The following is a 14,652-nucleotide window of genomic DNA, read 5'->3' on the forward strand; positions in this document are numbered from 1 at the left end:
AATACGTGGATGGCGGATTTGCCGCCGGTGTACCCGATGATTCCGCACATGGCGAATGCACTCCCGTCGTGTGATCAAAGCAAGCGCAGGATGCCCAACTCAGCCTGTGGACGCGCGCTCACTTGACCGGCCGGGCGTCGGCCGGCGGATCGATGTTGGTGAAGGTGAGTACGCCGTTCTGATCGTAATATCGGAACATCCGGGTGCCGGGGGTGTAGATCGCGTACTGTTCGTTCCCCCGGACTTTGGTGCTGCCGTAAATTTCCACTATCTTCCGGACATACTTGATGGTTTCCGGAATCCGGGGGATCCGGTTCAGCTTGCGGACCAGATTTTCACCGGCGTTGTACGCCGCCAGGACCAGTTCCAGGTCACCCTCAAACATGTCGATGAGTAAGCGGAGATGGTTGGTGCCGCCGCGGATGTTCTCTTCGGGGTCGAACAGGTCGAAGACGCCGTACCGGCGGGCCGTATCGGGCATCAGCTGCATCAACCCCCGGGCGCCCTTGGGTGAGACCGCCCGCGGGTTGAAGTTGGACTCGACCAGAATCAGCGCCTTGATCAGGTTGAAATCGACCTCCAGCTCGGAGCCGTACTTCTTGATCAACGGGTCGAACTGGTTGAAGCGGCTTTCGTCAAACTGGATCAGGTCCGGGCGATCCTGTTCGCGCTCGATCTCGATTTCCTTGACCGACGTGGCGTCCCCGCTCTTGGGCGCATAGTTGCTGAACACGATGCAGCCGCTGCGGTTGACGTAGGAGTAAAACGTTTCCGCCCGGGCGGTCAGCGGGTGCAGGATCAGGCAAAAAGTTAATAAAAGCAAAGACTTCCGCATCTGGCGGCCCCTCCGGCCGCACCAATTGTAGAGGAGAGGCGCGGGATTGTCAAAAACAAACTGCGGGATCAGGGCTGGCGGCGGCTGATGATGCGCTTGGCTTGGGCGCGAACGGACTCCGGGACGGATTTCTCGATTTGGAGCAGCTTCAGGTCCATGCTTGTCAGCCGGTTGAGCAGGGGCATGGTGACTTCCACGGGGGCCTTCGGGTTGCGGACCAGATAATAGACCACCCGGTAGTTCTTGGTGAGCTCCTTGTTGGTGCCGATGATTCGGAGCACCTCGTGCGACACGTTGCGGAGCTGGGCAAAGATCTCGATCTCGGAATCGGTCAGTTTCGGGCTCGACAGGACCGATGTCGACACCAGCTTGTTCGAGTCGCGGATCAGCAGCGCCCGCTCTTCCCGCCGTCCCAGCAGGGCCAGCTTGACCTTGTCGCTCACCGACAGGGTGGCCATCTTTTGATACAGGGTGAGCTTGTCCTGATCGCCCTCGGCCAACTCCTCGATGTATTCCTGCTCTTCCTTGGAGGGCGCGGTCGGGGCGTCAGCGTCCAGCGATGAAAGTGCCGCCCGTTCCTCCTCGGTGAAGGGGAGGTCCTCGACTTTCGATTCCTCCACCGGCGCGGGCGCCGTGGCCGGCGTCGCCGCCGCAGTCCCGCCGAGAAAGTCGTGTTCGATCTCCTCCAACCGCTGGCGATCACCCGGGCTCAGGTTGGGATTCTGGCGGAGGCTGGCGAGGATTTCGGGGGCTTCGATGAGCCGGACCTGGTTATTGATGAGGAGTTCCGCCAGGGACTGCGAAATGATCGGAGCCAGACCGGTGAGCGTCCGGGTGTCGGTGTTGGGATTCAGGATGATCTTCTCAACGATCAGGGCGTTGCTCCGGAAGCATCCGGCCACCTGGTCGATGGCAAACGGCGTGATCTCCTTGTGCTCCATCAAGGCCGCCATCTCCGCCGGCGAGTAGGCGTGCAGACCCTCCTCGGCAGCCTGCCGGATTTCCGGGTCGCCGTCCTTCAGGAGCGAGGCCTGGGCTTCCAGCAGGATCTCCGGCGGCAGCGGCAGACTGCCGCGGGCGGCGGCGAGCTTGATCATCTTGGGGGCGGCGCCGGAGCGGATGGCGCTCAGCAAGGGGTTGGAGACGGCCATATCAGGGTTCTCCGGGGACCGCAATATGATCCCGCCAGTTTGACGGCGACAGGTTCAACTCCACCACCTGGCCGGTGGTGCCCAGCGGGCGGGCAGCCCGGCCGTTGAGGAACAGAGTGACGCCGCCGGCATTGCCGACCTGCAGAATGATGGGGTTGCCATAACGGTATTGGAATGTTTCGCCCGGCTGGAGGATGAAATCTTGAGGGACGCGTTCACTCACGACGCGCACCCAGCAGACGGCGCTGGCACGCAGGGTGAGCACCAGCGTCTGCGGATCGGAGTCAGCGGCGGCGGACGGCATGAGCGACTCATCGGATGTCGGCGGGGCGGTGGCAGGCAGCGGCGAACCGTCCGGAGTGACGGCGTCTGTGGCTGTGTTCGTCGGGCTGTCGGTCGCCGCGGGCGCCGGGGTCGGAGCGGGTTCGGCAAGGGGCCGCTGTGGCTCCGGCGGAGTTGTGTCGTCCAGCGGCGGACTGGACTCGCTCGACTGGTAGATAAAATAAATGGTTCCCAGCAGCGCGCCCATCACAACCACCGCCGACAGAATCCGCGTCCAGTGTCCACGGCGCTGGCGGATCGGCGCCATGCGGGGTTTTTCGGCGGCTGGTGTCTCCTGGGTCTCGATCTCGGCCGACTGCTCGTAGTACAACTGGATCAACCGGTCATCATCCAGTCCTAGATGGCGGGCATAGGCACGGATGAACATTTTCGGGAACACGCCGCGCGGCAGCTTCTTGAACGCGTTGTTCTCGATGGCGTCCAGAAAATTCGTGCTGATCTTGGTGACCTCGGAGACATCGTGAAGGGTCAGGTTCTGTTCCTGGCGCTTCTGTTTGAGAATCTCTCCAACCGTGGCCATCGCTGAATCCTGATTGTGATGATGGGGACATTTATACCTTATCTGAACGTGTTTGGAAAGGATATTGTACCAGCCCGCACGAATATTTCGTCCGAACGAGGGCGAAGCGTTGGCATCTCACGAGTGGCGGGTATAATAATATGGATACGACCGAAAGACGATCAGGGACCCGTGAGCGAATCACAGAACGTGGACACCCGCTGCTGGTACGCGATCTACACCAAACGGTTGCGAGAGCATTACGCCGACGTGAAGCTGCTGCAACTGGGTTTCGAGACCTTCCTGCCTCTGGCGGGCACACGCCGCCGTGGCCGCTTCCACATCCGGCCGCTCTTCCCCTGTTATCTGTTCGCCCGGTTCGACGCAGCGCGCTGGCTGTACACCGTGAATCATCTGGAAGGCATCCAGAAGGTCATCAGCTTCAATGACAAACCCGTGCCGGTGGACCCTCTGATCATCCAGACCCTCCGGGATCGGACGGCGGCCAAAGGGTATTTGGAATCAGACCGCGCCCTGGCGCCCGGTGACCAGGTGCGTATCCGCGGGACGCTGTTCGACGGTCTGGAGGGGCGGATCGAGGCGGTGCGCCCGCGCGACCGGGTGATCATTCTGCTCCAGACCATTTTTCGGCGGGCCCGGATGGAGATCGATGCGGACGTGCTGGAACTCATCGAACGGCATACGCCCCGGCTCCGCTGAGCGGGAGGCGGGGATACGGCGATCTCCAGCCGGTTGACCGGCTGTCAGTCGCATGCTACAGTGAGCACACTCAATCTGGAGAGCCCGTCATGCAACTAGACCAAGACCTGATGGCGGTGCAGGAAGTGCGCCACCTGCTGCAACTGGCCGCCGACGCCCAGCGCCGTTTTGCCGAATTCAGCCAGGAACAAGTGGACCGCGTGGTGGAGGCGGTCTCGCGGGAGGCGTTGGCCCACGCCGAGGAACTGGCCCGGCTGGCGGTGCAGGAGACCGGTTTCGGCCGGGTCGAGGACAAGATCACGAAGAACACCTTCGCCGCGCGTGAGATTTTCGAGGACATCCGGAATCTGAAGACCGTCGGCGTGGTCGCTGAAGATCCGGCCCAGCAGGTGTACGAGATCGCCGTGCCCATGGGGGTGGTCGCCGGCATCATCCCGTCGACGAATCCAACCAGCACCACGATTTTCAAGGCGCTGATATCCCTCAAAGGACGCAACGCGGTGGTTTTTTCGCCCCACCCGGCCGCCAAGGACTGCATCGCCAAAACCGCCGACATCCTGCACGCGGCGGCTGTGTTGGCCGGCGCTCCCGAGGGGATCGTCGGCTGCCTGCGCAACCCCACCCAGGAGGCCACGGAGGAGCTGATGCGGCACCGCCTGACGGCCGTCATTCTGGCCACCGGCGGGCACGGCCTGGTCAAGGCCGCCTACAGCTCCGGCAAGCCGGCGTTCGGCGTCGGCCCGGGCAACGTGCCGGCCTTCATCGAGCGGACCGCCCAGGCGGCCGCGGCAGTCGAGCTCGTGCTGGCCGGGAAGTGCTTCGACAACGGCACGGTCTGCGCCTCGGAGCAGGCGGTCATCGTGGACCGGCCCCTGCTGGAGGCCGTGCGGACCGAGTTCGCTGCGCGGGGCGCCCACTTCTGTTCCCCCGCGGAAAAGCGGCTGCTGGAGGCGGCGGTGGTGCAGGGCGGCAGGATCAATCCGCGGATCGTCGGCCGCGACGCGGCGGTGATCGCGGAGCTGGCGGGATTCAAGGTGCCCGCCGAGACGCCCTGCCTCGTCGCGGAGCTGGCCGCTGTGGGACCGCAGGAGCCGTTGTCCATGGAGAAGCTCTCGCCCGTTCTGGCATTCTACGTCGTGGACGGCTGGCGGGAGGGGTGTGAGCGATGCATCGAGTTGCTCACCTTTGGCGGGATGGGCCACAGCATGGTGATCCATTCCCAGGACCAGGACGTCATCATGAAGTTCGCTCTGGAAAAACCCGCCTTCCGAATCCTCGCCAACACCTCGGGCACCCACGGCGCCATCGGTTACGCCACAGGATTGACGCCCTCGTTCACCCTTGGCTGCGGCACGTGGGGCAACAACATCACCACTGACAACGTGACGGCGCGCCACTTGATCAACATCAAGCGGCTGGCCTTCGGCACCCGGCCCATCCGGTTTACCCGGGCCGCACCCGAGCATATCGCCGCGGCGTCACCCGCACCGTCCACGCTGCCGGCCGGTCCTGTGCTTCCGGACCGTGACCGCGTCCGCCGCGTCGTCGCTCAGGTGATCGCCGAAATGGTGGAGGCGGATGCTCCGGCCGGCCGGCTGGCGGCGCCACCCGCCGGCGAGAGGCCGCCGGCGCCGGTTGACCTGCCGAAACCGGCGGATTTCGTCGGCGAGCAGGAGGTCCTGGCGGCGATGAAGCAGAACCAGAAACTCATCGTCTCGGACCGAACCCGGATGACGCCGCTGGCACGGGACCTCGGCGAGCAGTACCGCGTGTTCCAGTGGATCGAGGACACCGGTGCGGACCGATCCGCTGCCAGGTCTTGCTGAGGCGCCTGAACCCGCGTCTTCGGTCAAAGATCATATACTGTCCGTCCACCAACCGGGGGACGGCAGGATCTTCAATCCGGACCGCCAAACGAGGAGACACTGCGTGCAGACGGACAGCACGTTCACGGAGCGCGACCTGCGCCGCCGGGTGGGTGATGTCATCGGGCGCTACAGCATGCTGGGCGACGGCGACCGGGTGCTCGTGGCCATCAGCGGAGGCAAGGATTCGCTGGTGATGCTCGACGTGCTTCTCCGTCTCCAGCACCGGGCGCCGGTCCGCTACGAGCTGGTCCCGTTCACGCTGGATCCGGGCTTCCCGGGTTTCGACACCGACGCGGTCAGACAGCAGGTGGCCCGCCTGGGCGTGGAGTTGATCGTGGAGCCGGCCCCCATCGCTGGAATCCTCGAGTCGAAGCGGGCGAACGCCCCGACGTTCTGCCCCCTGTGCTCCCGCCTGCGGCGCGGGCATCTCTACGCGGCGGCGCTCCGGCACCGCTGCAACAAGATCGCCCTTGGCCACCACGCCGACGATCTCATCGAGAACCTGCTGCTGAACCTGTTTTTTACAGGACAACTGGCGGGCATGCCGCCCGTGCTGCGCTCGGACGACGGCCGGAACGTGGTGATCCGGCCTCTGTGCCGTGTCTACGAGCGTGAAGTGGCCCGACACTTCGCCACACTCGGTCTGGAGGCGGTGCCGTCAGCCTGCCCGGAGAAGAATATCCAGCAGCTCCGCCGACAATGGGTGAAGGAACTGCTGGCCGATCTCGAGCGGCATGTCCCGCGGATCCGGAACAGCACCCTGGCCGCCATGACCAACGTCAGGGAGCGCTTCCTCATGGATCCCCGGTTTCTGGACCGGGTGTAATTTCTCTTTCTTTTTCCGAAAATTTCATTACAATACGCCTTCTGCGATCGGGTCTGTTCTTTGCGGTCATCGAGTATTCAACCCTCACGGAGAGGTGTCCGAGTGGTTGAAGGAGCACGCTTGGAAAGCGTGTGTAGGGGTAACTCTACCGCGGGTTCGAATCCCGCCCTCTCCGCCATGTCATCTTGAGCCGCCCGTGCCTGTGCCGGAGCGGCCATTTTTTTTGGCCCCCCGCAGCGCGGCCGGCCAACAGGAGTCACGCTCATGAAACAGCTCGTGGAATGCGTCCCCAACTTCAGCGAGGGCCGGGACCGGGCGCTCATCGACAAGATCGTTGCGGCCATAGCGGCAGTCAAGGGCGTCAAGGTGCTGGACGTGGATCCCTGCGCCGACACCAACCGCACCGTGGTCACCCTGATCGGCGAGCCGGCGCCTGTGGCCGAGGCGGCCTTCCAGGGCATCCGCCAGGCGGCCGAGTTGATCGACATGGCGAAACACAGCGGCGCCCATCCGCGGATCGGCGCCACCGATGTGTGCCCGTTTGTGCCGGTGAGCGGCGTCACCATGGCCGACTGCGCCGAGCTGGCCCGGCAGGTGGGCCGGCGCGTCGGCGAGGAACTGGGCATACCGGTTTACCTGTACGAAGCCGCGGCGGCGACTCCCCTGCGGGTCAACCTGGCGGACGTCCGGGCCGGGGAGTACGAGGGATTGGCCGACAAGCTCCGGGACCCCGCCTGGACGCCCGATTTCGGCCCGGCGACATTCAACGCCCGCGCCGGCGCCACCGTGATCGGCGCCCGGGAGTTCCTGATCGCCTACAACATCAATTTCAACACCCGTGACGCCGCCCTGGTCAACGACATTGCGCTGGAGATCCGCGAGAAGGGCCGGGTGAAGAAAGACGCCAAGGGCGCTGTCGTCAAGGACGCGCAGGGCGAAAAAGTCTGGGTTCCCGGCAGGTTCAAGGCCGTCAAGGCGATCGGCTGGTACATTGAGCAGTACGGCTGCGCCCAGCTGTCCATCAATTTCAACAACTACAAGATTTCGCCCGTACACGAGGTGTTCGTGGAGGTGTGCCGCCAGGCCGAAGCGCGCGGCCTGCGGGTGACCGGCAGCGAGCTGGTGGGGCTGATCCCGAAACAGGCGCTGCTGGACGCGGGCGCGTTCTTCCTGACCCGCCAGGGCAAGCCGGCCGGCGTGCCGGATGAGGAGCTGATCCACATCGCCGTGAAATCGCTGGGTCTGGCCGAGTTGACTCCTTTCGACCCGCTGAAGAAGATCATCGAAGCCAGCGTCGAGGCGGAGAATCCGCCGCGGCTCCAGCGCATGAACCTGCGCGAGTTCGCCAATGAGCTGTCATCCGACTCGCCGGCGCCGGGCGGCGGCTCGGTGGCTGCGCTGGCGGGCTCGCTGGCCGCGGCTCTGGCGGCCATGGTGTCGAACCTGACCGCGGGCAAGAAGGGGTATGAGGAGCAGCGGGACCGCATGCTGCGCGTGGGCGTGGAGGGCCAGCGGCTCAAGGACGAATTCCTATCTGACATCGACCGCGACACCGAGGCGTTCAACGAGGTCATGGCGGCCATCAAGCTGCCCAAGAAGACCGATGCCGAGAAAGCGGCCCGCGGCGCCGCCATGGAGACGGCGAACAAGGGCGCCACGCTGGTGCCGCTCGGCGTGCTGCGGCGCGCCGGGCCTGCGCTGGAGCTGGTACGGGAGATGGCCCGCCACGGCAACCGGAACTCCATCAGCGACGCCGGCGTGGGCGGGCTGATGGGCCTGAGCGCCGCCGAGGGGGCCTACTACAACGTGATGATCAACCTGAAGGGCATCGAAGACGGGGCATTCCGCGACGCCACCAGCCGGGAGGCCCGCGCTCTCCTGAAACAGGCCGAGAAACTGGCCGCCGAGATCCGGGACGTCGTCTGCAAGGAACTGGAAGGATAGGCGCCGCAACCGCCCGCTCGAGCCCGTCATGTGCCCGCATTCACTCAACCGATTGACGGACGCGCTCACCCGTCAGGGGCTGTCGCCGATCCGGCTGACAACGGAGCGTGGGCACGCCGTCGTGGTGCCCGAACTGGGCGGACGCGTCCTGTCGGTTGTCCTCGACGGCGTTGAATGCCTCTGGCAGGACCCGCGAGTGCCGGCCGATTACCGTGCGCCCGGCTGGAACGCCGGCGGCCAGCGCACGTGGGTCGCGCCGGAGCACGCCCCGCACAGCCTGTTCTACCGCTCGGCGGAATGGGCGTGTCCGCCGGAATTGGATCCGGGCGTTTTCTCTGTGGCCGGCCGTAGCGGCTCCGACTCGGTCCGGTTGGAATCGCGGTTCCGGATGTCGCCGGAAGGACGCGCGACCATGTTCGCGCTGGTCCGGCGAATCCGCGTGGCGGCTGCCGGCGACGGCTTCCGCCTGCGGGTCGCCCAGCGGGTCACCGCGTCCGCGGCCGGAACACCCGCCCGGCCATACGGCGCATGGGCGATCCTGCAGGTGCCGGTGCCCGGCCTGGCGGTGGTGACGCTCCGCCGGCGCACGGGAGCCGCGCCGGTGTTCCGGGACGACTTTTTCGAGCCGCTGCCCGACGCCTGGCACGCCCGCGGCAACGGCTGGGCGGTATTCCGGCTGACGGGCGACCGGCAATTCAAGGTCGGGCTGCGCGCTGACGTTCTGCCGGCCCGCAGCCGGGTCGACTACTTCCACCCGCTGGGCGTGGCCGGCCGCTGGCTGCGTATCAGCCAGCGCACGACGGTCGCTCGGGGTGCATGCTACGCTGACGTGCCGGGGGGGCATCCGTCGCCGTCCGGCGATGCGGTCCAGTTCTACAACCACCGGGCTGCGCCGCCGCTGACCTATGGCGAAGTTGAGGCCCACGGCCCGGCGGGAGGGACGGGCTGTCCGTCCAATCTGTCGGTGAGTTACGATTTCAACCTGCTGTCGACCCGGCAGCTGCGGACACTGCACGGGCGGGCGTACTGGTGGCCTTGGCTGGAGCGCGATCCGGGCCCCGCAGAGTGAAAATCGACCGGCCGTCCGGTCCGATCCGCAAATACTTCTTGATCATTCGCGGCTTTTTGCATAGAATAGCCCCTTCGAGTGGGCCCGGGCCCACTTTTTTTGTGAACACGAGAGTCCGTCATGAACCAAGAACTGCTGAACCGACTGGCCCGCACCGCGGCCGACATCTGCCAGGTGCAGTTGTATCACCTGGATTGCGCCGCCCGCGGCCGCAAGGCGATCGTCCGGGTGTTCATCGACAAGCCGGGCGGCGTGACCGTCGCTGACTGCGAGCGGGTCAGCCGAGAACTCAGCGCCCTCCTCGATGTCGAGGATCCGATCCCGACCACCTACAATCTTGAGGTGTCATCCCCCGGTCTCGAGCGACGCCTGTATGTGCCCGAGCACTACGGCAGTCACATCGGCCGCGAGGTCGAGGTCAAGACCACCCAGGCCTCGGCCGAGGGGCGGAAAAAATGGCTCGGTGTTCTGGAACAGGCGGACGACCGCGGATTTGTCGTCCGCTCCGAAGAAGGCGACAGCGTGCGGTTCGAGTACCCGGCTGTCGAGAGCTGTCGTCTGCGGTTCAAATTCTAACTCTAGCGTGAGGTGGCTATGGCCAACTTGCTGATTCAGACCATCGAGCAGGTGAGCCGGGAAAAGAACCTGGACCCGGACATCATCGTGCACGCCATCGAGGACGCGATGGTCACAGCGGCCAAGAAGTTTTTCAAGACCAAGGAAGAGATTCAAGCCCGCCTGAACAAGGATACGGGGATCATCGAAATCTTTGCGGTCAAGACCGTGGTGCAGGAAGTGGGTAATCCGGCTCTGGAGATGTCCATCGAAGAGGCCAAGCAGGAAGACGAGAGCCTGGAGGAAGGGGACATCGTGGAAATCCCCAAGCCCACCGACTGCCTGGGCCGGATCGCCGCCCAGATCGCCAAGCAGGTGATCATCCAGCGCGTCCGCGACGCCGAGCGGGAGCACGTCTACGACAACTTCATCGACAAGAAGGGTAATCTGCTCACCGGTTCGGTGAAACGGTACGAGGACAAGCATGTGGTCTTCGAGGTGGGCGACGCCGAGGCTCATCTGCCGCCTCGCGAACAGATCCCCGGCGAGAACTACAGCCGCGGCGAGCGCATGCGGCTCCTGGTGCTGGACGTGAGCAAGTCCCCGAAGGAGCCCCAGATCACGGTGTCGCGCGCCCATCCCGACCTGGTCCGCCGCCTCTTCGAGCTGGAGGTGCCAGAAATTTACGAGGGCACCGTCCAGATCAAGGCGCTGGTCCGGGAGCCCGGGGAGCGCACGAAGATCGCCGTGTCGAGCCGTGAGCCCGACGTCGACCCCGTCGGCGCCTGCGTGGGCATGAAAGGCTCCCGGATCATGACCATCATCAAGGAGCTCCGCGGCGAGAAAATCGACATCATCGAATGGGCGGAAGACTCGGTTGATTTCGCGGTCAACGCGCTGAGCCCGGCCGAGATCGTCCGCGTGCTCATCAAGGAGCCGTCCCGTCGGATCATGGAGGTCATCGTCGACAACGACAACCTCTCGCTGGCAATCGGCAAGAAGGGGCAGAACGTGCGCCTGGCGGCCAAGCTGATCGGCTGGCACATCGACATCAAGAGCGACGAGGAAAAGCGCAAGGAAATCGAGAACGAGATGATGCTCAACACCGCCACGCTGGCCCCGGCCGAACCAGCCGAACCCGCTGCACCGGTGGAATCGGCTGAGACGGTCGTGGCGGCGGCGCCCCCCGCCGACGAGGCGCCGACCGATGCGGGTGATGTCGCGGACGAGGGTGAAACGGACAAGGAATAGGCGACGGCCGCCCGTCGTCACCGGCGCGCGGCCCGACGTAAAACGAGGACACTATGGACAAGGTCACCGTGAATCAGCTGGCGGAGGATTTCAACCTCGACGCCAAAATGATTCTGAGCGAGCTGAAGAAGATCGGCGTGATGGTCTTCTCCGCCAATCAGCCCATCGACGACCGGTTTGTGGGCAAGGTCATGGCCCACCTCAAGCTGACGACCAACATCAGCCACGAGGTGGAGAAAAAGGCGGAGCGCCAGAAGCAGATCTCCAAAAAGCGCGTCACCAAGCCCAAACCGAAGAAGCCGGAGTGGACGCCGCTTGAGGGCGCCATCTCCAAGAGCATGACCATCCGCAAAGCGGGCAAGGTGGAGGATGAAGCCGCCCTGCTGGAACCTGTCGAGGAAGGAGTCGAAGCCGAGCAGGTCGAGGCGGTGGAGCCTGAGGCGACCGTCACGCTGAAGCGCGCGGCCGCTGAACCGGCGGGCGCGGATGTCCCGATCGAAGCGACGGCCGCGGTGATCGAGGAGCCGCCGGCGGGGAAGAAGAAGATCCGCAAGGTGGGCCGCCGGGCCGCCGAGGAGCCGCCGGCACCGGTGGTGGAAGCGGAGAAATCCGTCGAAGCGGAGCCGCCGGTGGAAGCCGCGCCGCCGGAAGCGGCCGCGGCCGAAACAGCCAAGCCACCTGCGGAGGCGACGGCGGACAAGTCCGGCGCGATTGTGCGCGAGATCCGCAAGGAAAAGAAGAAGGAAAGAGGCAAGGTGCTCAAGCGCTCGTCGTCCGGGGCGCCGGTCTCGGAGGGAATTCCGGACCGGACCGGCTTGTTCGCGCCGGCACCCCACCGCCGGAAGTTCAAGAAGAAGAAGCACACGCTGGAGGAGGAGATCGAAGCGCGGGCCGCGGCCATGCCGAAGCGCCAGTTGCAGAAGATCACCGTGCCCGAGGGCTTGACCGTGAAGGAGATCGCCGAGCGACTGGACGTGCCCGCCCGGGATATCCTGAAGACCCTTTTCATGAAAGGGATCATGGTCAACATCAATCAGATCCTGGATACGGAAGTGGTCCAGCAGGTGGGTCAGGAGATGGGCTTCGAGATCCAGCCGGTCAGCTTCGAAGAGGAGCTGTTCGAAGCCGAATTCCTCGAGAGCGACAAGGAGCAGTACTCCACGCGCGCACCCATCGTGACCGTGATGGGCCACGTTGACCACGGCAAGACCTCGCTGCTCGACGCCATCCGCCAGACCCGCGTGGCCGCTGGCGAAGCCGGCGGCATCACCCAGCATATCGGTGCTTACAAGGCCGAGATCAACAACCGCTCGATCACGTTCATCGACACCCCCGGTCACGAGGCCTTCACCATGATGCGCGCCCGCGGCGCTCAGGTAACCGACATCGTCATCCTGGTGGTGGCCGCCGACGACGGTGTCATGCCGCAGACCGTTGAGGCGATCCAGCACGCCCGGGCCGCCGGCGTGCCCATCATCGTGGCCATCAACAAGATCGACAAGCCCGAGGCCAATATCGACCGGGTCAAGCGGGACCTGTCCGAGATGGGACTGGTGCCGGAGGAGTGGGGCGGCAGCAACGTCTTCGTTGAAGTGTCGGCCAAGAAACTCATCAACATCGACCAGATGCTGGAGATGATCCTGCTGGTGGCCGACATGCAGGAAATCAAGGCCAATCCCAACACCAAGGCGATGGGAACCGTCATCGAATCCCGTCTGGACCGGGCCCGCGGCTCCGTCGCCACCCTGCTGGTTCAGAACGGCACCCTGTTCGAACGCGACATCATTGTCGCCGGTTCGATCTCCGGCAAGATCCGCGCCATGTACGACGAGAACAATCGCCGGCTGGACATGGCGGGACCGGCGACGCCCGTCATGGTGCTCGGTCTCGACGACCTGCCTATCGCCGGCGAGAAGTTCTTCGCCACCGATGACGTCGTCAAGGCCCGCCAGCTCAGCCTGTACCGCCAGCAGAAACTGCGCGAGGAACTGCTCAAGAAGATGGGCACCCGCGTGTCGCTGGAGACCCTGTTCCAGCGTCTCCAGGAGGGCCAGATCAAGGAGCTGCCCATCATCCTAAAGGTGGACATGCAGGGATCCCGTGACGCCATCGAGTCACTGCTCAACAAGCTCAGCACCGATAAGGTCAAGATCAGCATCCTCCGCAGCGCCGTCGGCGCCATCACCGAGCACGACGTCCTGCTCGCCGCGGCATCCAATGCCATCGTGGTGGGCTTCAACGTCAAGCCCGTCAAGAGCGCCGAGGAATTGGCCGCCCGCGAGGGGGTCGACATCCGCATCTACACGGTCATCTACACGGTGGCCGAGGAGATCCGCCAGGCGATGGAGGGCCTACTCGAGTTTCAGGCCCGCGAGAAGGTGATCGGCAACGTCGAGGTGCGCGAGACGTTCCGCGTGCCGTCGGTGGGCACCATCGCCGGCAGCTACGTGACCGACGGTGTCGTGCGGCGGGACGCCCTGGTCCGTCTCTTCCGGGATGGCGTCCGGGTGTACGAGGGGCGCCTGTCGTCTCTGCGGCGCTTCAAAGAGGATGTCACCGAGGTCAAGACCGGTTACGAATGCGGAATCGGCCTCGACCGGTTCAACGACATCAAGGTGGGTGACGAGCTGCAGATTTACATCATCGAGAAAGTCAAGGATACGCTCGATTCCTGATGACCGAACCGTTCCGATCGCACCTTTGCCTGATCCACATGGAGTTTTTTTTCCCGGAGGTTCATTCGCTCAAGGAGAAGCGGATGATCCTCCGGCGTCTCAAGGACCGGCTGACGGCCAAGTTCAACGTGTCGGTGGCCGAGGTGGGTTACCAGGATCTCTGGCAGCGCGCCGTGGTGGCGGTGGCAATGGTCTCCGGCGAGCTGCCGCCGCTGCAGCAGGCGGTGGCGCGCATTCGCCAGGAAATCGAAGAGAACGGAACCGTGGAGCCCGCCCACTTTGCGGTAGAATATTTGTAGCGTTTCATCTATCATGGCCCCGATGCGCAGACACCGCACCCCTCCAGTCCGCCGGGGCGCTGCGACCCGTTTGATCTCCCTCTCACTGGTTCTGGTCGCCGTTGCCGGCATGGCGTTCGCAGCGCGCAACCGCGCGGCGGCGCGCCAGTCGCTCCAGCAGGCGCAGGAACTGGAGGCCCGGCTGGCGGGACGTGACACCCCGCCGCCAGGCGTCGAGGATTACCTGCAGGCCGTCAGGCTGTACGACGCCGTGCCGCGGTTGGACCCGACCTATGCCGGCTGTGATGACGCCCTTTACGCCGCGGCGCGGCTGTGCCGGGACTGCTTTCGGTTGTCCGGTAGCCGCGCACACGCGGACCGGGCGCTGTCGTTGGCCGACTGGCTGCTGCGGGAATATCCCGCCTCGCCGCTGCGCGACGACGCACTCCGGCTCAAAGGCGAAATATACGCCGACGACCTGCACGATCCGGGCAAGGCCCGCGAGGTTCTGACGGAATACCTGAAGAGATTTCCCCGTTCCAGTTCCGCCCGCGCGGTGAAGGACAAGCTGAAGGCTCTGGATGCCGTCGAGACCGGGACGCCGCCGGCCGCGTCGACCGCCGCGGCCGCGCCCGCCGA

Annotated in this window: 13 protein-coding genes and 1 tRNA gene; 11 read left to right on the plus strand and 3 right to left on the minus strand. The window is 64.8% G+C overall.

Annotated elements, in window-relative coordinates:
- Positions 1 to 118: 118 nt before the first annotated feature.
- The 3 genes from GX414_00145 to GX414_00155 form a co-directional block, all read right to left on the minus strand.
- The gene (locus GX414_00145; GenBank protein NLI45500.1) at positions 119 to 835 is read right to left on the minus strand and encodes a lytic transglycosylase domain-containing protein; all 717 of its coding nucleotides are present in this window, start codon (positions 833 to 835) and stop codon (positions 119 to 121) included.
- 68 nt (positions 836 to 903) lie between these two features.
- A complete protein-coding gene (locus GX414_00150) occupies positions 904 to 1,986 on the minus strand; it encodes a hypothetical protein (GenBank protein NLI45501.1) in 1,083 nt (360 codons plus the stop codon).
- Between the two features lies 1 nt (position 1,987).
- Complete coding sequence (locus GX414_00155; protein ID NLI45502.1) at positions 1,988 to 2,848, minus strand: helix-turn-helix domain-containing protein; 861 nt, start codon at positions 2,846 to 2,848, stop codon at positions 1,988 to 1,990.
- Positions 2,849 to 3,019: 171 nt separating this feature from the next.
- On the opposite strand from GX414_00155, the gene GX414_00160 reads away from it, so the two are divergent.
- From GX414_00160 to GX414_00210, 11 genes are all read left to right on the plus strand, one after another.
- Positions 3,020 to 3,547: a hypothetical protein gene (locus tag GX414_00160; protein ID NLI45503.1), complete on the plus strand. Its 528-nt coding sequence runs from the start codon at positions 3,020 to 3,022 to the stop codon at positions 3,545 to 3,547.
- An 89-nt stretch (positions 3,548 to 3,636) separates the two neighbouring features.
- Positions 3,637 to 5,373, plus strand: coding sequence for an aldehyde dehydrogenase family protein (locus GX414_00165; protein ID NLI45504.1), 1,737 nt, complete (start codon positions 3,637 to 3,639; stop codon positions 5,371 to 5,373).
- Between the two features lie 103 nt (positions 5,374 to 5,476).
- Positions 5,477 to 6,241, plus strand: a complete 765-nt coding sequence (locus GX414_00170; GenBank protein ID NLI45505.1) for a tRNA 2-thiocytidine(32) synthetase TtcA — start codon at positions 5,477 to 5,479, stop codon at positions 6,239 to 6,241.
- Between the two features lie 88 nt (positions 6,242 to 6,329).
- Positions 6,330 to 6,419: transfer RNA gene (locus tag GX414_00175), tRNA-Ser, on the plus strand.
- A gap of 86 nt (positions 6,420 to 6,505) precedes the next feature.
- Positions 6,506 to 8,185 carry a glutamate formimidoyltransferase gene (gene ftcD / locus GX414_00180; protein ID NLI45506.1) on the plus strand — a complete coding sequence of 560 codons (1,680 nt, stop codon included), beginning with the start codon at positions 6,506 to 6,508 and terminating at the stop codon, positions 8,183 to 8,185.
- Between the two features lie 28 nt (positions 8,186 to 8,213).
- Positions 8,214 to 9,254, plus strand: coding sequence for a hypothetical protein (locus GX414_00185; GenBank protein NLI45507.1), 1,041 nt, complete (start codon positions 8,214 to 8,216; stop codon positions 9,252 to 9,254).
- Between the two features lie 120 nt (positions 9,255 to 9,374).
- On the plus strand, positions 9,375 to 9,830 hold the full coding sequence (locus tag GX414_00190; protein NLI45508.1) for a ribosome maturation factor RimP: 456 nt from the start codon (positions 9,375 to 9,377) through the stop codon (positions 9,828 to 9,830).
- A gap of 18 nt (positions 9,831 to 9,848) precedes the next feature.
- Positions 9,849 to 11,060, plus strand: coding sequence for a transcription termination/antitermination protein NusA (gene nusA, locus GX414_00195; protein NLI45509.1), 1,212 nt, complete (start codon positions 9,849 to 9,851; stop codon positions 11,058 to 11,060).
- A 53-nt stretch (positions 11,061 to 11,113) separates the two neighbouring features.
- Positions 11,114 to 13,735, plus strand: a complete 2,622-nt coding sequence (infB, locus tag GX414_00200; GenBank protein NLI45510.1) for a translation initiation factor IF-2 — start codon at positions 11,114 to 11,116, stop codon at positions 13,733 to 13,735.
- Positions 13,736 to 13,773: 38 nt separating this feature from the next.
- The gene (locus GX414_00205) at positions 13,774 to 14,034 is read left to right on the plus strand and encodes a DUF503 domain-containing protein (GenBank protein NLI45511.1); all 261 of its coding nucleotides are present in this window, start codon (positions 13,774 to 13,776) and stop codon (positions 14,032 to 14,034) included.
- Positions 14,035 to 14,143: 109 nt separating this feature from the next.
- Positions 14,144 to 14,652: hypothetical protein (locus GX414_00210; GenBank protein ID NLI45512.1), on the plus strand; the 509-nt coding region annotated here is incomplete at its 3' end.

It is taken from the genome of Acidobacteriota bacterium (assembly GCA_012517875.1).
Lineage (GTDB): Bacteria > Acidobacteriota > JAAYUB01 > JAAYUB01 > JAAYUB01 > JAAYUB01.

Coding starts and splice junctions, on each gene's coding strand:
- GX414_00145 (NLI45500.1), bottom strand. CDS start 835: ATGCGGAAGTCTTTGCTTTTATTAACTTTTTGCCTGATCCTGCACCCG.
- GX414_00150 (NLI45501.1), bottom strand. CDS start 1,986: ATGGCCGTCTCCAACCCCTTGCTGAGCGCCATCCGCTCCGGCGCCGCC.
- GX414_00155 (NLI45502.1), bottom strand. CDS start 2,848: ATGGCCACGGTTGGAGAGATTCTCAAACAGAAGCGCCAGGAACAGAAC.
- GX414_00165 (NLI45504.1), top strand. CDS start 3,637: ATGCAACTAGACCAAGACCTGATGGCGGTGCAGGAAGTGCGCCACCTG.
- ftcD (NLI45506.1), top strand. CDS start 6,506: ATGAAACAGCTCGTGGAATGCGTCCCCAACTTCAGCGAGGGCCGGGAC.
- GX414_00185 (NLI45507.1), top strand. CDS start 8,214: ATGTGCCCGCATTCACTCAACCGATTGACGGACGCGCTCACCCGTCAG.
- GX414_00190 (NLI45508.1), top strand. CDS start 9,375: ATGAACCAAGAACTGCTGAACCGACTGGCCCGCACCGCGGCCGACATC.
- nusA (NLI45509.1), top strand. CDS start 9,849: ATGGCCAACTTGCTGATTCAGACCATCGAGCAGGTGAGCCGGGAAAAG.
- infB (NLI45510.1), top strand. CDS start 11,114: ATGGACAAGGTCACCGTGAATCAGCTGGCGGAGGATTTCAACCTCGAC.
- GX414_00205 (NLI45511.1), top strand. CDS start 13,774: ATGGAGTTTTTTTTCCCGGAGGTTCATTCGCTCAAGGAGAAGCGGATG.